Annotated in this window: 19 protein-coding genes, 1 tRNA gene and 2 pseudogenes; 15 read left to right on the forward strand and 7 right to left on the reverse strand. The window is 57.0% G+C overall.

The window, feature by feature from the left end:
• Positions 1 to 40 precede the first annotated feature (40 nt).
• Both rfbC and M5G26_RS23005 read right to left on the reverse strand, forming a co-directional pair.
• Positions 41 to 586, reverse strand: coding sequence for a dTDP-4-dehydrorhamnose 3,5-epimerase (gene rfbC / locus M5G26_RS23000; protein WP_034151902.1), 546 nt, complete (start codon positions 584 to 586; stop codon positions 41 to 43).
• Positions 587 to 669: 83 nt separating this feature from the next.
• Complete coding sequence (locus M5G26_RS23005; protein ID WP_273916563.1) at positions 670 to 1,434, reverse strand: DUF3916 domain-containing protein; 765 nt, start codon at positions 1,432 to 1,434, stop codon at positions 670 to 672.
• Here M5G26_RS23005 and M5G26_RS23010 point away from each other — a divergent pair.
• The 4 genes from M5G26_RS23010 to M5G26_RS23025 all read left to right on the forward strand — a co-directional run bounded on the left by M5G26_RS23010 (position 1,411) and on the right by M5G26_RS23025 (position 7,079).
• Positions 1,411 to 4,323 (forward strand): aminotransferase, encoded by a 2,913-nt coding sequence (locus tag M5G26_RS23010; protein WP_273916564.1) that lies wholly within the window; start codon positions 1,411 to 1,413, stop codon positions 4,321 to 4,323. The two genes, M5G26_RS23005 and M5G26_RS23010, sit on opposite strands and share 24 nt — an antisense overlap.
• 306 nt (positions 4,324 to 4,629) lie before the next feature.
• Positions 4,630 to 5,508: an N-carbamoylputrescine amidase gene (gene aguB / locus M5G26_RS23015; protein ID WP_034151905.1), complete on the forward strand. Its 879-nt coding sequence runs from the start codon at positions 4,630 to 4,632 to the stop codon at positions 5,506 to 5,508.
• A 5-nt stretch (positions 5,509 to 5,513) separates the two neighbouring features.
• A complete protein-coding gene (aguA, locus tag M5G26_RS23020; protein ID WP_273916565.1) occupies positions 5,514 to 6,620 on the forward strand; it encodes an agmatine deiminase in 1,107 nt (368 codons plus the stop codon).
• A gap of 246 nt (positions 6,621 to 6,866) precedes the next feature.
• The gene (locus M5G26_RS23025; RefSeq protein ID WP_273916566.1) at positions 6,867 to 7,079 is read left to right on the forward strand and encodes a hypothetical protein; all 213 of its coding nucleotides are present in this window, start codon (positions 6,867 to 6,869) and stop codon (positions 7,077 to 7,079) included.
• A 188-nt stretch (positions 7,080 to 7,267) separates the two neighbouring features.
• Here the strand turns inward: M5G26_RS23025 and M5G26_RS23030 are convergent, their stop codons facing one another.
• Positions 7,268 to 9,361, reverse strand: coding sequence for a TonB-dependent receptor (locus M5G26_RS23030; RefSeq protein ID WP_273916567.1), 2,094 nt, complete (start codon positions 9,359 to 9,361; stop codon positions 7,268 to 7,270).
• Between the two features lie 255 nt (positions 9,362 to 9,616).
• On the opposite strand from M5G26_RS23030, the gene M5G26_RS23035 reads away from it, so the two are divergent.
• The 6 genes from M5G26_RS23035 (at position 9,617) to M5G26_RS23060 (ending at position 14,332) form a co-directional block, all read left to right on the forward strand.
• Complete coding sequence (locus M5G26_RS23035) at positions 9,617 to 10,285, forward strand: DsbA family protein (RefSeq protein WP_273916568.1); 669 nt, start codon at positions 9,617 to 9,619, stop codon at positions 10,283 to 10,285.
• A gap of 297 nt (positions 10,286 to 10,582) precedes the next feature.
• On the forward strand, positions 10,583 to 11,887 hold the full coding sequence (locus tag M5G26_RS23040; RefSeq protein ID WP_273916569.1) for an OprD family porin: 1,305 nt from the start codon (positions 10,583 to 10,585) through the stop codon (positions 11,885 to 11,887).
• Between the two features lie 232 nt (positions 11,888 to 12,119).
• Positions 12,120 to 12,866, forward strand: a complete 747-nt coding sequence (locus M5G26_RS23045) for a 2OG-Fe dioxygenase family protein (RefSeq protein ID WP_034151909.1) — start codon at positions 12,120 to 12,122, stop codon at positions 12,864 to 12,866.
• Positions 12,867 to 12,945: 79 nt separating this feature from the next.
• Positions 12,946 to 13,323, forward strand: coding sequence for a GNAT family N-acetyltransferase (locus tag M5G26_RS23050; RefSeq protein ID WP_008080517.1), 378 nt, complete (start codon positions 12,946 to 12,948; stop codon positions 13,321 to 13,323).
• Positions 13,320 to 14,036 carry an AzlC family ABC transporter permease gene (locus tag M5G26_RS23055; RefSeq protein ID WP_077570277.1) on the forward strand — a complete coding sequence of 239 codons (717 nt, stop codon included), beginning with the start codon at positions 13,320 to 13,322 and terminating at the stop codon, positions 14,034 to 14,036. Before M5G26_RS23050 ends, M5G26_RS23055 begins: the two co-directional genes overlap by 4 nt.
• A complete protein-coding gene (locus M5G26_RS23060) occupies positions 14,015 to 14,332 on the forward strand; it encodes an AzlD domain-containing protein (protein ID WP_007952614.1) in 318 nt (105 codons plus the stop codon). The genes M5G26_RS23055 and M5G26_RS23060 overlap by 22 nt, the downstream gene beginning before the upstream one ends.
• Here the strand turns inward: M5G26_RS23060 and M5G26_RS23065 are convergent.
• Positions 14,249 to 15,175 carry a LysR family transcriptional regulator gene (locus tag M5G26_RS23065; RefSeq protein ID WP_008080520.1) on the reverse strand — a complete coding sequence of 309 codons (927 nt, stop codon included), beginning with the start codon at positions 15,173 to 15,175 and terminating at the stop codon, positions 14,249 to 14,251. The genes M5G26_RS23060 and M5G26_RS23065 overlap by 84 nt on opposite strands.
• Positions 15,176 to 15,644: 469 nt before the next feature.
• Between M5G26_RS23065 and M5G26_RS23070 the strand changes: the two genes are divergently transcribed.
• From M5G26_RS23070 to M5G26_RS23085, 4 genes and pseudogenes are all read left to right on the forward strand, one after another.
• Positions 15,645 to 15,935: a type II toxin-antitoxin system RelB/DinJ family antitoxin gene (locus tag M5G26_RS23070; protein ID WP_034151912.1), complete on the forward strand. Its 291-nt coding sequence runs from the start codon at positions 15,645 to 15,647 to the stop codon at positions 15,933 to 15,935.
• A gap of 73 nt (positions 15,936 to 16,008) precedes the next feature.
• Positions 16,009 to 16,215: pseudogene (locus tag M5G26_RS23075) on the forward strand (type II toxin-antitoxin system YafQ family toxin); the annotation flags it as partial.
• A gap of 135 nt (positions 16,216 to 16,350) precedes the next feature.
• A complete protein-coding gene (locus M5G26_RS23080; protein WP_273916570.1) occupies positions 16,351 to 16,758 on the forward strand; it encodes an MbcA/ParS/Xre antitoxin family protein in 408 nt (135 codons plus the stop codon).
• Between the two features lie 11 nt (positions 16,759 to 16,769).
• On the forward strand, positions 16,770 to 17,435 hold the full coding sequence (locus M5G26_RS23085; protein ID WP_443218396.1) for an RES family NAD+ phosphorylase: 666 nt from the start codon (positions 16,770 to 16,772) through the stop codon (positions 17,433 to 17,435).
• Positions 17,436 to 17,477: 42 nt separating this feature from the next.
• Here the strand turns inward: M5G26_RS23085 and M5G26_RS23090 are convergent, their stop codons facing one another.
• A complete protein-coding gene (locus tag M5G26_RS23090) occupies positions 17,478 to 17,759 on the reverse strand; it encodes a DUF3077 domain-containing protein (RefSeq protein WP_134176231.1) in 282 nt (93 codons plus the stop codon).
• Positions 17,760 to 18,233: 474 nt separating this feature from the next.
• On the opposite strand from M5G26_RS23090, the pseudogene M5G26_RS23095 reads away from it, so the two are divergent.
• Positions 18,234 to 18,377 (forward strand): annotated as a pseudogene (locus M5G26_RS23095) (helix-turn-helix domain-containing protein); the annotation flags it as partial.
• 424 nt (positions 18,378 to 18,801) lie between these two features.
• Here the strand turns inward: M5G26_RS23095 and M5G26_RS23100 are convergent.
• Both M5G26_RS23100 and M5G26_RS23105 read right to left on the reverse strand, forming a co-directional pair.
• On the reverse strand, positions 18,802 to 19,791 hold the full coding sequence (locus tag M5G26_RS23100; protein WP_273916572.1) for an Abi family protein: 990 nt from the start codon (positions 19,789 to 19,791) through the stop codon (positions 18,802 to 18,804).
• Positions 19,792 to 20,068: 277 nt separating this feature from the next.
• A tRNA-Thr gene (locus tag M5G26_RS23105) sits at positions 20,069 to 20,144 on the reverse strand.
• Between the last annotated feature and the right edge of the window lie 45 nt (positions 20,145 to 20,189).

The following is a 20,189-nucleotide window of genomic DNA, read 5'->3' on the forward strand; positions in this document are numbered from 1 at the left end:
AGCCGATGCGCCTGAGTTGTCAGGCGCATTATGCCTAGGCTCAGGCGAAGACGTCAGCGTCCTTGAGCAGGGCTGCAGCCTGATCCTTGGCGGACAGCTTCGGCGCTTCGTCCAGCTGCCAGTCGATGCCCAGAGCCGGGTCATCCCAACGAATGCTGCGCTCGGACGATGGATCGTAGTAGTTGGTGGTCTTGTAGAGGAATTCGGCGAACTCGCTCAGCACCACGAAACCATGAGCAAAACCTTCAGGCACCCACAGTTGACGATGGTTTTCAGCCGACAGACGCACAGCCACCGATTTGCCGAAGTGCGGCGAGCTGCGGCGAATGTCCACGGCCACGTCCAATACTTCGCCAACCGTCACACGAACCAGTTTGCCCTGGGTGTTTTGCAGTTGGTAATGCAGGCCACGCAACACGCCTTTTTGCGAGCGCGAGTGGTTGTCCTGTACGAATTGCGTGTCCAGACCGGTAGCGTCCTGAAACGCCTTGGCATTGAAGCTCTCGTAGAAAAAACCGCGCTCGTCACCAAACACCTTCGGTTCGATGATCAGAACACCGGGCAGGTCGGTGGTGATTACATTCATGGGGATTTCCCTAGGCAGGTGTGAATGGCCGACATTCTTGCGCAAAGTGCCATTTAACGCGAGTGCAGACCGTAAGGGACGATTCAATCAACCTCGCCAAAATACCAGCGTTCTTCCTCATAGGACTGGCCATCGCAATCTTCAACTGTATAGCTCAGGCCTCTCTCTCGAATGCCCGGCGGTAAAACGAGTCCCCATTCCCGGGCCAGGCTTTTCCCGGTTTCGACGTATTCACTATCAGCAGGAGGGATATGACCTCGGTGATATTCCATGTCGGTATAGATGCATATCTCGCTGGAAAACATTCCTGGCAAGGAGATGGCGGCGACCACTCTGCAATCGATAGCATTTTCCGGTCGTGACATACGCAGGTGCTGCGCCGCGTTGATCAGGTGCTGCGCGCACTGCCGACGCAGATCCGCGGTTGCTTGTTTTCCCTGGACCATCGACATGTGAATCGGGATTTTCCAGTTGCTGTATTTTTCCTCTTCGGTGAGGTCGGCCGGAAAGTAACCTTCGAAGTCAGCGGCCCAAGCGGCTAACGCGCGTAGACGGCGAGGGATATTGCGGACTTTTTTGTTGGAGAGGGCGAGGCGGCGCTGGGACATTTTGCTGATTGCTTCCGTGCGGATAACGTTCAAAGGGGTCAGGTTGAACAGTGAAGTGTTCAAACGCAATCTGAAATTGCTGTAGGAAAAGTTAATGTGGGGGGGGTGCCGGCACAGTGTTGCGCCCTTGATCCGGTCGGGAGTCGGTATAAGGGGTTGCGTCTCGCCAAAAGCAATGGCGATATAGGCACCTAATAAAATTTCAGGGGTTGTTTCATGCCGCTCGCCACGTTGATTCATCGCGCCAGTTTGCCCAGCCCGCAGGTTTCTGCGGAGCAGGCCCAGCAATGGCTGGCGGAGCACTACGGGCTCAGTGGCACGTTGCAGGCCCTTGGCAGTCAGCAGGATCTGAATTTTCGCGTCGACAGCCCGCGCGGGCGTTTTGTGCTGAAAATCTGCCGTGGCGATTACGCCTTGGTGGAGCTGAAAGCCCAGCATGCCGGCCTCAAATACCTGGCCGAGCACTCGACGGTGACGGTGCCACGGGTGATCGCGGCCAATAACGGCGAAGACCTGCTGTCACTGGAGGTTGGGGGCGAAGCCGTTCATGTGCGGCTGCTGGATTACATCGAGGGGCAGCCGCTGACGCATCTCGATCACTTGGGTCGTGATGTGGTGGCGAGTTTTGGCCGGCTCTGCGGTGAGATGGATCTGGCGCTGGCCGGATTCGACCATCCGGGCCTTGAGCGCACGTTGCAGTGGGATGCCCGCCACGCCAGTGCACTGATCAGCCATTTGCTGCCGGTGATCAAGGATGAGCAACAACGCGCATTGATCGCCGATGCCGCCGAACAGGCCGAGCGCCGTTTGCAGCCGTTGCGGGGCAAGCTGCCGGTGCAGGCGATCCATATGGACATCACCGATGACAACGCCGTTTGGGCGCGCGATGCCCAGCGTCACTGGCAGTTGCAGGGTGTGATCGACTTTGGCGATCTGGTGCGCACCTGGCGCATCACCGATCTGTCGGTGACCTGTGCGGCGTTGCTGCATCACGCCGCTGGCGATCCGTTTGTCATCCTGCCGGCGGTGCAGGCCTACCACGCGGTCAACCCGCTGCAGCATGAGGAGCTGCAAGCGCTGTGGCCATTGATCGTCGCGCGCGCAGCGGTGCTGGTACTCAGTGGCGAGCAACAGGTCAGCATCGACCCGGCGAATACTTACAGCCGCGACAACCTCAGCCATGAGTGGGAAATCTTCAGGGTGGCGATATCGGTGCCACAGGCGCTGATGGAAGCGGCGATCCTCACGGCCGTCGGTCACGCATTGCCGGCGATCGACAGCGAAGGGTTTGCGCCCTTGCTGCCCGGTCTGGTCGGCCGCGAGTTTGCGCTGATCGATCTCGGTGTCCTGAGTCCGCACTTCGAGGCCGGCAACTGGGAGCAGGAGGGTATCGATCAGCACCTGTTGAACGAAGCGGCGGCGGCCCATGGTTTGGCGGCGAGCCGTTATGGTCAGTACCGTTTGTCGCGCACTCGTCCCGACAGTGCCGTTGAACCGGATACCTTCCCGCTGCACGTGGAATTGCGCGTGCCCGATGGCACCACCGTGGAGGCGCCGTTCGCTGGCGTCGTGCATCAGGCCGCAGACGGTGTGCTGCAACTGGATGGCCCGCAACTCAGCGTGCGCCTGTGGGGCGTGACGCCTTCGCTGCACAGCGGCGCGGCGCTGGTCAAAGGGCAGGTGCTGGGCGCGGTCAGCGGCCCGTTGTTGGTGCAGTTGTGTCGGGGCGCGCAGCTCAATGCGCCGCTGTTTTGCACCCCGGCGCATGCTCCGGCGTGGCAGGCGCTGTGCCCATCGCCCGCTGCGTTGTTAGGACTGGCCTGCAATGCCGAGCCGGAGCTTGACGCGAAAACCCTACTCGAACGCCGCGATGCCAGTTTCGCCCGCACGCAAAAACACTACTACGTTGACCCGCCGCGTATCGAACGCGGCTGGCGCAATCATCTGATCGACATGCAGGGCCGCTCCTATCTGGACATGCTCAACAACGTGGCGGTGCTCGGTCACGGCCACCCGCGCATGGCGGCGGTCGCGGCGCGTCAGTGGTCGCTGCTCAACACCAACTCGAGGTTCAACTATGCGGCGGTTGCCGAGTTTTCCGAACGCCTGCTGAAACTGGCGCCGGAAGGCATGGATCGGGTGTTTCTGGTCAACAGCGGCAGCGAGGCCAATGATCTGGCGATTCGTCTGGCGTGGGCCTATAGCGGCGGTCGCGACATGATCAGCGTGCTTGAGGCCTATCACGGCTGGACGGTCGGCGCCGATGCGGTATCAACGTCAATTGCCGACAACCCGAAAGCCCTGGAAAGTCGCCCGGACTGGGTGCATCCGGTGCCTGCGCCAAACACCTATCGCGGTGAATTCCGTGGCCTCGATTCGGCGCCGGATTACGTGCGCAGCGTTGAACATCACCTGGCAACACTCGCCGAGCAGAAGCGCCAACTGGCCGGGTTCATCTGCGAGCCGGTGTATGGCAACGCCGGTGGCATCTCGCTGCCGCCGGGGTATCTGAAACAGGTTTACGGGTTGGTGCGCGCGCAGGGCGGCGTGTGCATCGCCGACGAAGTGCAGGTCGGGTACGGGCGCATGGGCCACTTCTTCTGGGGTTTTGAAGATCAGGGCGTGGTGCCGGACATCATCTGCATGGCCAAGGGCATGGGCAATGGTCAACCGCTGGGCGCGGTCATTACTCGCCGGGAAATTGCCGAGGCGCTGGAGGCCGAGGGTTACTTTTTCTCCTCGGCGGGCGGCAGTCCGGTGAGTTGTCAGATCGGCATGGCGGTGCTCGATGTCATGGAAGAAGAAAAACTTTGGGAGAGCGCGCAAGTAGTCGGTGGCCACTTCAAGGCGCGGCTCGAAGCGTTGATCGATAAACATCCGCTGGTGGGCGCGGTGCACGGTTCCGGGTTCTATCTCGGGCTGGAGCTGATCCGCAATCGCGAGACGCTGGAGCCGGCGAGCGAGGAAACCGCGATGTTGTGCGATCGCTTGCGTGAGCTGGGGATTTTCATGCAGCCGACTGGGGATGATCTGAACATTCTCAAGATCAAGCCACCGATGGTGACATCGCGCCAGAGTGTGGATTTCTTTGTCGATATGCTCGATCGAGTCCTCAGCGAAGGTCTGTAAGCACGCACACTGACCCCTGTGGGAGCGAGCCTGCTCGCGAAAGCGGTTTCTCATTCAACAACTGTGTTGATTGAATAAACGCCTTCGCGAGCAGGCTCGCTCCCACATTTGTTTTGGGTTTCTAATTCGATTTGTATCGGCTTTTTATCGGTTTATTTAGACGAAAGGCAATTTACTAGCTTCTAAAGCCGATATTTATCGGCTATAAAGTCGCCATTGCTCCGGCATGGCGATCTCATGTCCGGTGCGCGCGTTTTCTTTTCGGTCGAATTGTCGACCGTCAAAGCACTTGCCCGGAGATGATTCATGAGCCGTATCGTTACCGTTGCCGCCACTCAGATGGCCTGTTCCTGGGATCTGGAAGCCAACCTCGAAATCGCTGAAAGGCTGGTGCGCGAAGCCGCCGCCAAAGGCGCGCAGATCATCCTGATTCAGGAGCTGTTCGAGGCGCCGTATTTCTGCCAGAAGCCAAACCCGGACTATCTGCAACTGGCGACGACGGTGGAAGAAAACGTCGCGATCAAACATTTCCAGAAAATCGCCAAAGAGCTGCAAGTGGTGCTGCCGATCAGCTTCTACGAACTGGCCGGCCGCGCGCGTTTCAACAGCATCGCGATCATCGACGCCGACGGCAGCAACCTCGGGATTTATCGTAAAAGCCATATTCCGGACGGCCCGGGCTACCACGAGAAGTACTACTTCAACCCCGGCGACACCGGTTTCAAAGTGTGGAACACCCGTTACGCAAAAATCGGCGTGGGCATTTGCTGGGATCAGTGGTTCCCGGAAGCTGCGCGCAGCATGGCGTTGCAAGGCGCGGAGATTCTGTTTTACCCAACCGCGATCGGCAGCGAGCCGCACGACAAGACTATCTCGTCGCGCGATCACTGGCAGCGCGTGCAGCAGGGTCACGCCGGCGCCAACCTGATGCCGCTGATCGCCAGCAACCGCATCGGCAACGAGGAGCAGGACGGCTACGACATCACGTTCTACGGCTCTTCGTTCATCGCCAACCAGTTCGGCGAAAAAGTGCAGGAGCTGAATAAAACCGAAGAAGGTATTCTTGTGCACACTTTCAACCTCGACGAGCTCGAACACATTCGCAGCGCGTGGGGTTCATTCCGTGACCGCCGTCCGAACCTGTACGGCGCGTTGAAAACCCTCGACGGTTCCCTGGAGTCCTGATCCCGATGACCACCTTGAAAAGTACCCCGCGCGCCGACGGCTTTCACATGCCGGCCGAGTGGGCGCCGCAAACGCAGACCTGGATGATCTGGCCCGAGCGCCCGGACAACTGGCGTCTGGGCGGCAAACCGGCGCAAGCTGCACACGCAGCAGTAGCCAAAGCCATTGCGCGTTTTGAACAGGTGACCGTTGCCGTGTCCGCCGGCCAATACGAAAACGCCCGCGCGCGCCTCGACGTACCGAATATCCGCGTGGTCGAGATGTCCAGCGATGACGCCTGGGTACGCGACAGCGGCCCGACCTTCGTCATCAACAACAGCGGCGAAGTGCGTGGTGTGAACTGGGACTTCAACGCCTGGGGCGGTTTCGACGGCGGTCTGTACTCGCCGTGGAATCGTGACTCGCAGGTCGGCGGCAAGATCCTCGAGATCGAGCGCAGCCCGCGTTACCGCACTGAAGGTTTCGTGCTTGAAGGCGGCTCGATTCACGTCGACGGCGAAGGCACGCTGATCACCACCGAAGAGTGCCTGCTCAACCGCAATCGCAACCCGCATCTGGGTCGCGAAGAAATCGAAGCGGTGCTCAGCGCCAATCTGGCTGTGGATAAAATCATCTGGCTGCCGGACGGTTTGTTCAACGACGAAACCGACGGCCATGTGGATAACTTCTGCTGCTACGTGCGTCCCGGCGAAGTGCTGCTGGCGTGGACCGACGATCCGCAGGATCCGAACTACCCGCGCTGCCAGGCTGCGATGAAAGTCCTGCAAAGCAGCACTGACGCCAAGGGTCGCCCGTTCACGGTGCACAAAATGCCGATTCCGGGGCCGCTCTACGCGACTGAAGAAGAGTGCGCCGGTGTCGATCCAGTGGACGGCACGCAGGAGCGTAATCCGTCCGTGCGCCTGGCCGGTTCCTACGTGAACTTCCTGATCGTCAACGGCGGCATCATCGCGCCGAGTTTCGACGATCCAATGGACGCGCCGGCCAAGGAAATTCTGCAGAAGCTGTTCCCGCAGCACGAAGTGGTGATGGTGCCGGGCCGCGAACTGTTACTGGGTGGCGGCAATATCCACTGCCTTACCCAACAGCAACCCGCGCCGCACAAAGAGTGAGTTGAGTCGTAACAGCTTGAGTTGATTAATAAATCAGCCGAGCAATGAATAGCTCGCTATGCATGCGAAGAAGCCCGCAGCCCGATTGGATTGCGGGCTTCTTTGTATCCGCTTGTCGACAAATGCGAAACCTTGGCATAGCTCTTGTATTCATCACCCGTGCACTAGGGAGGGGGGAGAACTTCAACAGTTCTGTCATAAACCTTGGATAACGTAGCCGCTCACGAACGGGGAGAGAGCGCTGAAATGAACGCCGAAGTGAACGTAGTCAGCGAGCGGACGTTGCATCCCATGGCCGTTAACGGCGAATCGCTCCAGATTGTCGCGCACTGGTTGAAGTCCAATGGAACGCGTCAGATCAGGGAACCTGATCCGCGCCGGATGATGATCGAGCGTTACCCCGCTGGCCTGTTCAGCGAGGCCGAACTGGATGCATTGTGGGCTGTAATGGAAGGATAGGAAGAACAACAGGGATTGGTAAAAGCGCTGCCGGGATGGCGGCGCTTTTTTATGCACGATTATTTTTGTACACACCTGTTCAATGTGGGAGCGAGCCTGCTCGCGAAGGCAGTGGATCAGGTTACGACGATGTCGACTGACCCGACGCTTTCGCGAGCAGGCTCGCTCCCACAGGGATTTGTGTGAAATCAGAAGCTGTAGGTGCCGGTCATTACGACGCTACGTGGCGCACCCGGTTGAATCTGATACTGGCTGGTCGCCGACGCGTAATACTCGCGATCGGTGATGTTGTTCAGCGCCGCGCGCAAATCCCAATCCTTGAAGCGGTAACCGACCAACGCATCCCAGCGACCATAACCCGGTAAAACGGTGGTGTTGGCGTTATCGGCATAGCGTTGGCCAACCAGGGTCAGACCGGTTTCACCGTACCAGCCCATCTCCGGTTTCCAGGTCAGGAACAGGCTGCCATTGTGCTTGGCGACGTTGTTGATGCGTTTGCCTTCCAGGCCGTTGTTGTCCTTCTCGATCTTCGCGTCCTGCATACCGACGCCACCGCGCATGTACCAGTTGCCGACGAGGTTGCCGGTGGCCGTCAACTCGATCCCGCGCGAGCGCTGCAGACCGGACATTACGGTCAGGGTCGGGTCGTTTGGATCGGTGGTGCGGCGGTTGTAGAGTTCCAGGTCATAGATCGCCAGCGTGGTGCTCAAGCGATCATCGAACCAGTCGCTCTTCACGCCGATCTCTTTCTGCTTGGTCAGCTCGGGACTGAGGTCGTTGGTGTTGCCGGCCGCGCCTGGGGTGATGCCGATCAAGCCGCCGCCCACTGGCGAAAACGTTTTGGACCATGAGGCGTAGAACGAATGGTTCTGCAGCGGCGTCCAGACCAGACCCACGCGTGGGCTGGTGCTGTGGCTGTCGCGATCTTCAGAAATGTTGCGCAGCTTGTTGGTCGACTCGATATCGAAAGTGTCGTAGCGCAGACCGGCGAGCACTTGCCATTGGTCGTTCAGGCGCAGTTGGTCCTGGACGTACACCGCGCGACTTTCGACTTCAGTGTGGCTGCTGCTGGAGACCTGCATGCTGCCGGTGTGGCGCAGATCGCGGTTGGGGTTGTACAGGTCAAGCGACGGTACCGGTTGCGCGCCGGGCGTTCTGCCGGTGGCGGCGTTATACAGTGTCGGATCGCGGCGCTGGCTGCCGATCTCGATGCCAGTGAGCAGACGATGTTCTAGGCCGAAGGTATCGAATCCGCCCTCGAGTTCAACGTTGTTATAGACGTTGCGGGTGGTCAGATCCTGCTGCCAGTGCTGACGCGTGACCTTGTTGGTCGCCGGGGTGTAACCGGTGAGGTAGGTATTGTCGAAATCACTGTCGAGCTTGAATACGCCAAGGGTCTGGCGCAGTTGCCAGTTATCGTTGATTTCGTAAGTGAGTTTCGAGCGCAGCGATTGCGACTTGTCGTCGATGAAGTCGTGATCGTTGCCATAGGTGGTGTCACGACCGACATCCGCCGGGCGCCCGTTGACGCCAGGGATGCCGCGATCCGGGGTGCGGTTGTAGCGGCTGTATTCGTACTGCACCAGCCAGTTCAGATCCGGCGTCAATTGCCAGCTCATAGACGGCGCGAACAGTTGGCGATTGCCGCTGACACCGTCGCGGAAGCTGTTTTCATCCATGTTGCCCATGTTCAGGCGCAGGCTGATGTTTTCGCTCGGGTCGGTGCTGAGGTCGGCGTAAAGGCTGCGCAAATCTTCGCTGCCAGCCTGGGCTTCGATGGTCGAGCGGCGGCCGAACTCCGGCATTTTGCTCACGCGGTTGACGATCCCGCCCTGACTGCCACGACCGTACAGCACAGCGGCTGGGCCTTTGAGTACTTCGACGCGTTCGATGTTGTGCAGGTCGCGCTTGTACTGGCTGTCGTCGCGGATGCCGTCCAGATAGAAGTCGTTGCTGGCATCGAAACCGCGGATGCGCAGGCTGTCGAAGCGAGTGTCGGCGCTGCTGCTGACGTTGGGCATGCCGCTCAAGGCGTCAGCAATATCATTGGTGCCGTAGTTGGCGACGTTGGCGGTCTTGATCGAATCAATCGCCTGCGGCACATAACGCACCGGTGTTGAAGTGCGCGTCGCGGTGCTGCTGAGCTTCACCCGAGGGTCGTCGGCTTGCGCTTCGGCGCTGATCGCGGTGGCGGGTAACTCGGTCGCCGAATAGGCAAAACCACTGGACAGAAAAGCAGAAAGCCCAAGAGTGAGGGGCGTAAGACGGAACGGGGCAGGCATTGAAAAGCGCATCCGAAAGGGTGGAAGAATTCGATCGCGCGAATGGTAATGCTTTGCATTTACTTCTGTTAATTATTCCTTATAAGTTCCCTTGTCTGATTGTTTCAATTTGTGTCCGGTTCGACACAATCTGGCCGACCAGACAATTCGACCGATTCGCGAAACAGACTGAAAGCCATTCCGGCGTTTTTCTGCACGGGTGCGAGGACTAATCTGCCGCCATCGATTTTCCTGACTTGCTGCCGGAGCTTCCCCATGATTCTTCATTACATCTACGACCCGTTGTGCGGCTGGTGTTATGGCGCCAAGCCGCTGGTTGAAGCCGCACAACAGGTGCTGCCAGTGCTCGCCCATGCCGGGGGCATGATGAGTGGCGCCAACCGCCAACGTGTTTCCCCGCAACTGCGCAATTACGTCATGCCCCACGACCGACGCATTGCCGAATACACCGGCCAGCCTTTCGGCGAAGCGTATTTCGAGGGTTTGCTGCGTGACCACTCAGCGGTGTTCGATTCGACGCCACCGATTGCTGCGGTCATGGCGGCCGAAGCCATCGACCGAGGCGGTCTGCGCATGCTGGGGCGGTTGCAGACTGCGCACTATGTGGAAGGGCGACGCGTTGCTGATTCAGCCGTGCTGTTGGAATTGGCCATGCAGATGGGCTATGCGCAGGAAGATTTCCACATTGCGTTTGAGTCCGTTGATAGCGAGGGGCATATAAAAGCCAGTCGCCAGTTTTTGGCTCAATTGGGCGGCCAGGGTTTTCCAACGATTGCTCTGGAGCAGAACGGGACATTCCAATTGATCGACATCAGCCCCTGGCTGGGCAAGCCGCAGGCATTTGCCGATTGGTTGCAACAGGCAATCGCCCTCGATGAAACCGGTAAAACTTCTGCATTTTGTTCTATCGATGGTTGCGCCTGATACGCGCTGGATTCACTGGCTGTTTGCGTTTCCCAGCAAGTAGTCAGCGCAAAATTTACGTTTCTTAGACGATTTTTACCTATTTAAAGACGATTCTTGAAATTGACACATTGTTCAGGGCGCGGCTACGATTCGGCCCAACGCCTGTGGCCAACCGCCATGACTCAAAATAAGGAGCAGGCCCGCCATCACGTTATCGTGGGCGGGCCTTTTTGTTTCGGGGTGAATAAAAGAGTGCAAAAGCGCCGTTTCCGCCGTTCGACACAGCGCGTTTCAACCCGTAATAAGGAAAACAAAATGTTGAACAAGCGAATCAGTCTGATCGCATTGGGGATGTTGAGCGCCACTCAGGCCATGGCTAACGACCAGGCCGAGTCCAAGGGTTTTGTTGAAGACAGCAGCCTCAAAGTGCTGCTGCGCAATGCCTACATCAATCGTGATTACAAAAACGGTAACGACGACAAGGCCGAGTGGGGCCAAGCGGCCATCGGTACGTTCTCGTCCGGCTTCACCCAGGGCACCGTGGGTGTCGGTGTCGACGCTTTCGGTCTGTACGCACTGCGTCTGGATGGCGGCAAGGGTCGCAGCGGCGCCGGTGGTATCGATTTCTTCAAGCAGGAAAATGACGGTCGCGCGAACCATGACATAGCCAAGGGCGGTGCCGCGGTGAAGTTCCGCTTCTCCAACACCGTGTTGACCTACGGCGACCAGATGCTGGCCCTGCCGGTGCTGAGCTACGACAATGTGCGTCTGCTGCCGGAAAGCTACACCGGTACCCTGATCACTTCCAAAGAGATCAAAGGTCTGGAACTGAACGCCGGTCGTTTCACCGCCGAATCGCGCAAGAGCGACGAAGGCCGTGACAGCGGTGGTCTGAAGTCGATCAACGTGTTGGGCGGTAGCTACCAGTTCACCGAGAACTTCAAAGGTGCGTTGTACGCTTCCGACGTCGAAGACGTATTGAAGAAACAATACGTGAACGCCAACTACGTGTTGCCGTTCAACAAGGATCAGTCGCTGACCCTGGACTTCAACGGTTACCGCACCAAGCTCGACAGCTCGTACGTTCGCGAAAACACCATTCCCGGTGAAAGCATCGTGACCGGTCGCGACAACAAGATCTGGAGCCTGGCTGCAACGTTCGCCACTGGCCCACACTCGTTCACCGTGGCCCACCAGCGTTCCACCGGCGACAGCAACCTCGGCTACGCCTACGGTGGTTACCAGAAAGATCAACATCGCGTTGGTGACGGTGGTAACTCCATCTACCTGGCCAACTCCTACTGGTCGGACTTCAACGCTGAAGACGAACGCAGCTGGCAGTTGGGCTACGGCCTCGACTTCAGCGCATTCGGCGTACCGGGCCTGAGCTACAACTTCGCTTACGTGCGTGGCGACAACATCACCACTTCCACCAGCGAAGGCGGCACCGAGCGCGAGATCTTCAACCAGTTCAAATACGTTGTGCAGTCTGGCCCGGCCAAAGACCTCAGCGTGAAGTTGCGCAGCTCGATCCTGCGTGTTTCGCAGAAATCCAGCGAGTACAACGTCAGCGGTAACGAACTGCGCGTATTCGTGGATTACCCGATCAACATCTTCTGATGCCTGATCAAGTGTAAGAAACGTGAGAAAAACCCCGACTGGTTCGGGGTTTTTTTTCGACGGTTTTTCGATTAAAACCGGAAAAAACCCGTGTTTTTGTCATGTAAAAGTTGTTTTTGAGGCGCTGCAAATGCCGTTTCAAACAGGGCTTTAAATGCCTGAAATTCTTTCTCATGGACGCAAATTCTCCACCTAATAGATTAGGCCGCTCAACGCAGCGGAGAATTTGGTAATGATCGTTTTGAACAGAGAAGTGGGCGAATCGCTACGGCGCGACAAATATGTCAACGTCCAGGGTGGTGACTTCAATCTCTACGGTCATTTTGCCGACTTCGTCAGACTGACCAAAAGTTGGGAAAACATGGAGCCTGACAGTTACTACGGTCAGGCCGAAGCCGGCATGCGTTACCGTCGTTACAGCGACTTTGAGTACAACCCCAAGACTCGCGAGCTGAAGCAACTCGAGCATCGCGCGTACGTGCAGTCGAAAGAGAACAACGCTTATGTTGGCGGCCTCGTGCGGCACTTTCAGGACTTCTCCGATGAAGTGATTACTTCGCCGGTGATGCGCAGCCTGATCGACACCGATTTCGAAGTGTACAAAAGCGTGCTGCCGGAAGAGCTGCACGATGAAATCTGGCAATGCCAGATCCATCAGATCCGCATCGAGATCAAACCCGGCAAACAACTGGAAATCACCCCTGAAGGCATTCACTGCGACGGCTATCCGTTCAGCGGTGTGCACTTCTGGGGCCGCAACAACGTCGAGGGAGCGGAGAGTCGTCTGTACGACATCCACGAGCATCAATTGGCGTCGACCACTTACCAGGAAATTCTCGACACCACTTACTTCCTCGATCGCGACATGCGCCACTACGTGACCCCGGCCCGCAACACCCACACGCATGCCATGGCGTATCGGCAGATTCTGGCGATTTCCTTCTCGCGGCCCGGGACCGCTTTCGACATTGTTCGCTAATCAGATCACCCCAATCGACGGCGTCGAGTGCTCGACGCCGGTGGTGCTGCGACGCGCCACGGCCAAGGATGCGCAGCGCATGGAGCGCTTCTTCCGCCAGTTCGACGAAGTGTCCTTCTGTGAATGGCAGGATGCCAAGTGCCTGCGCGGCGTGCTGATCCAGAAAACCACCACGGCCTATCTCGCCTTCGACGTCGCCGGCGAAATCGTCGGCGCCGTACTCGGTGGCATGCTCGGCAGTCGCGGCACGATCAATCATCTGGCGGTCAGCCCGCGCTATCGCAGCCAGGGAGTCGGTCAGCGTCTGGTTGAAGCAGCGTCTTCCGATATGAAACGGGTCGGTGTGTTGCGGATGTTTCTGTTCGTTGACGATGCTAACCTCGCGGGCAAGCGTTTTTGGACCGCCCAGGGTTTTTGCGAGCCTCATGGCGAACGGACATTTGAGAGGGATCTATGAATGAAACGTCCGGCAGTGCGCCGCTGATGGCTGCCCATCAGCCGTCGCGCACGTTTGCCGAAGCCAGCCCGGTGGTGGCCGGCTACTTCACGGTGTCATTCGTGTTCGGACTGATGGCCGTCAACGCCGGTCTGCCGATGTGGCTACCAGTGGCGATGTGTTTATTCGTCTACGCCGGCGCTTCGCAATTCGCTGCACTGGCGCTGATCTCCAGCGGCGCCTCGCTGACGACTATCGTACTGACCACTTTCCTGATCAACGCGCGGCACATGTTGATGTCGGTTTACATGGCCAAGGCCCTGCGCGCACTCGGCTTGAGCCGCATGGAGCGATGGGCTTACGCCGGCGGCCTGACTGACGAATCCTTTGCGTTCCACAGCGTCAAACTCGGCACTGGCGCGCCGGTCAACGTGCGTTATCTGATTGGCTTCAACCTGTTCTGCCACACCTCGTGGGTGCTCGGCGGTTTGCTTGGCGCCGTCTGTGCGCAGTACGCGGCGCACCTGATCAAATATCAGCTCGACTACGCCCTGACGGCGATGATGCTCTACGTGCTGGTGTCACTGTGCAACACGCGCAACAAACTCATCGCTGCCGCCGCTGCCGTGGTGTGCATGGGCGCGCTGAGTCTGGTCGGCAGTTCGCCGTTCAATGTGTTTATCGCCACGTTTGTGGGCTGCGGAGTGGGTGTATGCCTGACCAAACGTTCCTGATTCTGGTGGTCGCGCTGATGATGGCCGTGACCTTTCTGCCGCGCGCCTTGCCACTGCAAGTGAATACCGAGCACTGGCCGCCGTTTGTTGCGCGGGCGCTGGAGTACTTGCCGGTGGCGATCGTCGCTGCGATCAGCCTGACACCCTTGTTGATCAAGGATCAGCACATACAGCTCGATCGCCCGGAATTCTATGCCGCAATTCCGACGTTGTTATGTGCGTATTTCAGCAAAAACCTCTTTCTCAGTGTGGCGGTTGGGACGGCTGCGTACATTGCGCTCGGCTCGTTCATGTAACGGCAAATCGACGACGTCGCTCAGCGCCTGGCTCGACAACTCCGGATTGTTCACCGCCAGGCGCACCTCGAGGAAATCCTCGAAACCGGGGAAAATCGTCAGGCCGTTCTTCTGCGCGGCCTCACGCGAGACCATGCCGACCGCGTCCATCTGCGTGATCAACGACAGCGTCAATGTTTCACTGCACGAATAGACCATGCGCTGGCCGTTCTCGTGATTGCCCAGCCCGGCGTCGAGAAAACGCAAAAAGCTGTGGGAATACGGACAATCTTCCGCAGGACGCACCTGAAACTTGTTGCCCAGTAATGTCAGCGGATCGTTTTCCTGGCCACAGTGCGCGCCGACCACTTGCACCTGCACATCGGGCAGGACGATGCTCGGCAAACCCGGCCGTTGCGGGCCGATCAGCACCGCAAGGTCGAAGTCTTCGTTCTTCAGCTTGCTGAGGTTTTCCATCGACTCGGCGTAGCTGAATTCCATCTGATAATCGGGAAAAACCTCAATCAGGCGTCCGATCATTCGCCGGTTGAAATCCGGCGACAAGGTGTTGTTCAACGCAACCTTCAACGTGCGCTGGCCCGGCACTTTCAGTGCCTCGACCTTCTCTTCCATCTGTCGCGTGGCAATCAGCACTTTGTCCATATACGGCGTCAGCTCAGTGCCTTGCGGCGTCAGCGTCAGCCCTTTGTTGGAACGTCGAAACAAGCGGAAACCGAACTGCTCTTCGACCTTGTTCAACTGCGCGGCCAACGCCTGCACAGTCAGGCACGAATGCTCGGCTGCGGCCGACAACGAGCCGGTCTGCACGATGCGCATGAGGTTGCGTAAGGTTCTGCTATCCATGGGTAATGCCCTCTGAAGTGGGCTGGGTATTGTTGTTTACGAGACTGCCGGTCAGGCGCCATATGCTGGCTATATTCCTGTACCTGAGCATAGTTGTCGCGGGTTTAGTAGCGAATTGATGTCCTCGCCGATGGCTGGAGGCTGACACAGGATCGGGGTTTTTGGTGACGTGGGGGTGATGAAGGTCAAAAAAAGTGCGTGGTTTTGGTGCGTGGGGCGATTTTTTTCGAAGAGAAACAGCTTACATCTTCCGAGGTTATTGCCTGCGTCATGCGCAGATACGTCTCAGGCAATGTAACGATTTAGCTGATAGCGCCTACCTGTCAAAGGAGTTGAAATGGATGTCTGGCATGCAAGCCATGGCGGTAGATAACCACCTATCAACTTCGCGTTGACCGACGAAGATCCCTCCGACCACAATGTAGAGGTAGCGCTGATGTAGCTACAAAATCACGATGAGGTAATTGAGATGGCTGCACTACTGAAAACTACCGATGTGCGCTGCCGCATTGATGAGGATTTGAAAGCGCGTGCCACTGAAGTCTTAAACGCTTGCGGGCTGAGCATTAGCGATGCCATGCGACTTTTTCTGCGGCAGGTTGTTGCCACTCAGGGGCTTCCCTTCGAGGTGCGAGTTCCATCAGAGAAAACGGCCCGCGCAATGATGGAAGCACGAGAAATCCGTCAGCGTTTCGACTCGATAGACGACATGCTGAGGACTGCTGATGGCGAAACCGGAGAAAACGCAAAAACGCGCTGATCGGCCTAAACAGTGTGCACAGACTTCTGAATTCAAGAAGTCTTGAGATCGTTACAACCGTGCCGGAAGGCGAGACATGAACGACGTCCGGAATGTGATGGCGATGTTGTTCTTGGGGCAGCAATTACCGGCAGAATATCTGGATCATGCGCTGACTGGAGATTGGTCTGGATTCCGCGAGTGTCATATCGGTGGCGATTTTCTGATGATTTACGAGAACACACGCCCAGACCTGATCACGTTTGTGGATTTAGGGAGCCATTCAGAATTGTTTAAATAGCGCAGAAAGACATAAGCCGGCTCAACTCCGGCTTCTGTGCGTTTGATCATTACGATTGTTCGTTTGTGTATCAAAACTCTAAAAAATTACAGTTATGTACTAGTCTCAACTAAGACAAAAAATCAGGAGGCGTCTATGCCTACCTCATCTCCAGCCCTCACCCCACGCGAACAACTCGACGCCCCCGAATCCGGTCGTGTCGCGCTGAAGTTCTTCTTTAACCTCATGGAGCGCTGGGGCTGCAGCGCCGAGCAGCAACGCACATTGCTGGGCGGCGTCGGCAACACCACGTTCTACAAATACAAACATCTGCCGAACATACGTCTGCCTAACGACACCCTTGAGCGCATCTCCTACCTGATGGGCATTCACAAGGCGTTGAGCATCATCTTCAGCAACAGCCGTGAGCGCGCGTACACATGGGTCAGTAGTCCGAACACGGCGGCGCCGTTCAATGGGCAAACGGCGCTGGATTACATGCTGGCCGGACGCGTGGTCGATATCGCCGATGTGCGTCGTTACCTCGATGGGGTGCGCGGTTGAAGGCGCCCGATTTGGTTGATGTGCCGTGGCCGCGAGCCTACCGGATCGTCAACAGCAGCTTCCCGCCGATTGCGCTGTTCGAAGACGTGCTCGATCCCGAAGATCTGGAAGTTGCCTACGCAATTGAAGCGCTGACCAATGATCGTCTGATCGAGCAGGCCGGGGTTCTCGCCCGCGTGAGACCCGAAGATCGACTCTCTGGCCCCGGTTCGACTCCGGTGATGGCTGCGTTTACCCACATCGGCAAACGCAGTCGTTTCTGCGATGGCACCTTCGGCGTTTACTACGCTGCGAGCAGCCAGGCTGCTGCCATCGCTGAGACCTGTTATCACCAGGAGCGATTTCTCGCGGCGACTCAGGAAGCGGATCTTGAGCTGACCATGCGCACTTACGTCAATCGTGTGGTTAAACCGTTGCACGATATTCGTCACGATCACCTCAAGCTGCACAATCCGAATCCTGAGGCTTACGGGCCGTCTCAGCTATTCGCCCGGCAACTGCGCGAAACCGAGTCGTGGGGACTGCTCTACAACAGCGTTCGCCTGCCGGGCCATGAATGCGTTGCCGCGTTTCGCCCGCCAGCCGTATCAATCCCCAAGCAGGGCAAGCATTTGCGGTATGTGTGGAGTGCGAGTCAGCAGAAGATTTCGTTTGTGTTTGAGATGAGTCAGGTCTGAACCGCAAAAGCCCTCGCATCGGCGAGGGCCTGACACCGGCGTTTACATCAACGGCTTGTCCGGCGGCGCATCCATCACTTTCACTACATCATCGATCAGCGCTTTGCTCAATTCCTGCAAATACTGCGAGGCATAAGCGTGAAGGTCAGGATCGCGCGCGACTGAAGTGTCCGCAGTGAGCAGTCGTGAAATGTGAAGCAAGTGTGAGGCGTGGGAAAGGGCGGCGATTACGGGCACACCACGATTGGTGCGGAACATCGCTTGATTGGAGTGGAAGGAAAAGTGGGTGAGGCCGAGGGTTTTCAGATCTTGAGAATGGGTCATTTCGCTTCACCTTCCGTTCGAGATGGACGGGCGTGAAGTGACCAGTGTGCTGACGGATCAATGCTTTTCATTTGTTAACTCCCTGTATCAAATGAGAGCTGCCAATTCGTTATCAGACGAATGGGTGGCAGCTATGCGCGGGCTGATAAACCGGAGATACAGGAACCCGGCAGACCCGAAGGTCTCCCACGCACAGCCGCCATTGCACGGTAATGCAGACACAAAAAATGCGCCGGCAAACGTGAGTTGGGGCGCTGGTGCGCCTGTATCTTACCCGGGTTATCAGGCCCGGTCGCTGAATTGGCAGCGACGGGTTTGACGGTAGCTTGGGAGGTAGCAGGCGCGCAATTGTGGCCAGTAGTGGCTTTGCTTGGATTCTCGTTACTGCAGATTTCTCAGGATTTCGCGCCGTGCGTTTTGTCGGTCATGACTTGTCCTTAGCCTTTTCTAAGCAACAAAACGAGGAGATCAGCGATGGTCGATGAACTGGAGCAATTCCAGCAGGATTTACTGGAGTCTGTACGTCAGATGAAGGCCGGTGAAGCCGCGCGCGTAACGCCGATGCCGTTCTCTGCGGCGGAGAAACCAAGCGTCGAGGCATCAAGCACTCTTGGACTGGGAAACCGGGTTGCCATTGAGTCAGGCGGTTCAGTGCGCTGAGAAACGCTGCTCATGCAATTACACTTTTTTATGGGCTCGCCATAATTATTGCCAGTTCATAATTTGGCATAAAAGCGGAAATTTGAGCGTTTTGGTCAGAAGCTGTGCTTTTTGGGAGAAGGGCGTCTGGCAATTAGATCGACGTGTGCGGAGGAGAGACTCTATTTCTACTGAAGGTGAAACGCGGTTAAAGATATAGACGCCCAGAAACAACAAAGCCCCTGCATTTCTGCAGGGGCTTTGTTTTGTATGGTGCGGTACCGGACGAACGGATCCACGGTTGGCAATCTGTGGTTTAGGCACCACATTTTGCTTTTAGGCCTGCGTTCGCTCCTGACATTTCTCCAGACGCAATGGCAAAAAAACAAGACGTATGTCTTCCCTACCCCAAACACCACTGCGGTTGCCGTTTCCAGTCATCTGGAAATCCCATAAGTCTCAAATAACGCGGCTCTCTTTCGTCCATCATTTCGGCCAAGTGAAATTTCCAATGGCTGTCTGGACTGATCAAATCGGTTAGATACGCTAGCATCGTTAGTACTATGAATAGCCGCTGCTTGGGCTGAGGCCGATCGCCAGGTGCATTTTGGATGACCCATTCTTTAGGTAAGGATGGTCGAATCGAGAGCTCTCTGTTCCATAGTCGTGCGTGGTGGGCGCAGCAGTTTCGAATGAAGGTCAAAGTGTGGAGCCAGGAGGCCAGTACTTCGAAGGGGAGATTGAATCTGCTCGCGATCGCTTTTTTGTCGACGCTTTTGCCTATGGCATTGAACAGGGTGGATACCGTCCCAAGGCTAAGCTCTTCCAGAACAGCCCAAGCGGGCGGCAACTCGGGATTGGAATATGTTGATCCGTAGAATCGAAAATAGTTATCGCACGTGCGATTTTCAATTCGCTGCTGCTGGATCTGATCTGCTCGGCTGCTCTTTTTTATACGATCAATCTCACGTCCAAGTTTGTTGCGTTCCTTGCTCAGTTGATCTCGCAGGGGCCGCAATAAATCCGAATGTGAGTATGACGAGGAGAAGATTGACGCATCAGCTATCCAATCAGGCCCGTACTTCGGGCACATGTGATTGCTGATAGTCGCTCGTATGGCGACTTCGACACGTTCGATAGCATCCATGGTAATGCGTCGCAACGAACCATCGAAACGGTAGATGTCGACGACTGCTTTCAGAGTGCTACCAGGTTTGAAGGTGTGTTCAGGGTTTGTTTCCTGAAAAGGGCGCATATAGGGGCTCAAGCGAAACAGCGTGACCACTTCCAGGAAACGCATGGCGCGCTCGTCGTTTGCGACTTGCAGGCCTCGTTGCTTTAGCAGTTCCAATTGCTGTTCTACGCTGAGGGCCGGCTTGTCGAAGGGCCTCATGTAGTTTTCTCCAGGCAAAAAAAACCCGCACGATTTGAGCTTGCTGACAGGGTCAACCTAGGCTTGGCGGGTGTGTTGGGGTGCATTATAGGTAGGTGTAAGAGCCCGTCAATGTTGGGCTGATGTGAAATTGTAACGGGTCGAGGCGCGCGGGCTGAGTTGGCCTGTTGATTGAGTGGCGTCGCTGATCGCATCTCAGCGATGCGGAAGCTTCTACGGAGTTCTAAACGCCAGAAACAACAAAGCCCCTGCATTTCTGCAGGGGCTTCGTTTTGTATGGTGCCGGCACCAGGAGTCGAACCCGGGACCTACTGATTACAAGTCAGTTGCTCTACCAACTGAGCTATACCGGCGTTGTGGGCGACGATTATAGCGATTGGGAAGATCCTGTAAACCCC

The organism is Pseudomonas sp. TNT2022 ID642, assembly GCF_028656995.1.
Taxonomy (GTDB): Bacteria; Pseudomonadota; Gammaproteobacteria; order Pseudomonadales; family Pseudomonadaceae; genus Aquipseudomonas.

Coding starts and splice junctions, on each gene's coding strand:
- M5G26_RS23050 (WP_008080517.1), top strand. CDS start 12,946: ATGGAGCGCTTCTTCCGCCAGTTCGACGAAGTGTCCTTCTGTGAATGG.
- M5G26_RS23080 (WP_273916570.1), top strand. CDS start 16,351: ATGCCTACCTCATCTCCAGCCCTCACCCCACGCGAACAACTCGACGCC.
- M5G26_RS23070 (WP_034151912.1), top strand. CDS start 15,645: ATGGCTGCACTACTGAAAACTACCGATGTGCGCTGCCGCATTGATGAG.
- M5G26_RS23025 (WP_273916566.1), top strand. CDS start 6,867: ATGAACGCCGAAGTGAACGTAGTCAGCGAGCGGACGTTGCATCCCATG.
- M5G26_RS23055 (WP_077570277.1), top strand. CDS start 13,320: ATGAATGAAACGTCCGGCAGTGCGCCGCTGATGGCTGCCCATCAGCCG.
- M5G26_RS23045 (WP_034151909.1), top strand. CDS start 12,120: ATGATCGTTTTGAACAGAGAAGTGGGCGAATCGCTACGGCGCGACAAA.
- M5G26_RS23005 (WP_273916563.1), bottom strand. CDS start 1,434: ATGAATCAACGTGGCGAGCGGCATGAAACAACCCCTGAAATTTTATTA.
- M5G26_RS23100 (WP_273916572.1), bottom strand. CDS start 19,791: ATGAGGCCCTTCGACAAGCCGGCCCTCAGCGTAGAACAGCAATTGGAA.
- rfbC (WP_034151902.1), bottom strand. CDS start 586: ATGAATGTAATCACCACCGACCTGCCCGGTGTTCTGATCATCGAACCG.
- M5G26_RS23035 (WP_273916568.1), top strand. CDS start 9,617: ATGATTCTTCATTACATCTACGACCCGTTGTGCGGCTGGTGTTATGGC.
- M5G26_RS23030 (WP_273916567.1), bottom strand. CDS start 9,361: ATGCCTGCCCCGTTCCGTCTTACGCCCCTCACTCTTGGGCTTTCTGCT.
- M5G26_RS23060 (WP_007952614.1), top strand. CDS start 14,015: ATGCCTGACCAAACGTTCCTGATTCTGGTGGTCGCGCTGATGATGGCC.
- aguB (WP_034151905.1), top strand. CDS start 4,630: ATGAGCCGTATCGTTACCGTTGCCGCCACTCAGATGGCCTGTTCCTGG.
- M5G26_RS23010 (WP_273916564.1), top strand. CDS start 1,411: ATGCCGCTCGCCACGTTGATTCATCGCGCCAGTTTGCCCAGCCCGCAG.
- M5G26_RS23090 (WP_134176231.1), bottom strand. CDS start 17,759: ATGACCCATTCTCAAGATCTGAAAACCCTCGGCCTCACCCACTTTTCC.
- M5G26_RS23040 (WP_273916569.1), top strand. CDS start 10,583: ATGTTGAACAAGCGAATCAGTCTGATCGCATTGGGGATGTTGAGCGCC.
- M5G26_RS23065 (WP_008080520.1), bottom strand. CDS start 15,175: ATGGATAGCAGAACCTTACGCAACCTCATGCGCATCGTGCAGACCGGC.
- aguA (WP_273916565.1), top strand. CDS start 5,514: ATGACCACCTTGAAAAGTACCCCGCGCGCCGACGGCTTTCACATGCCG.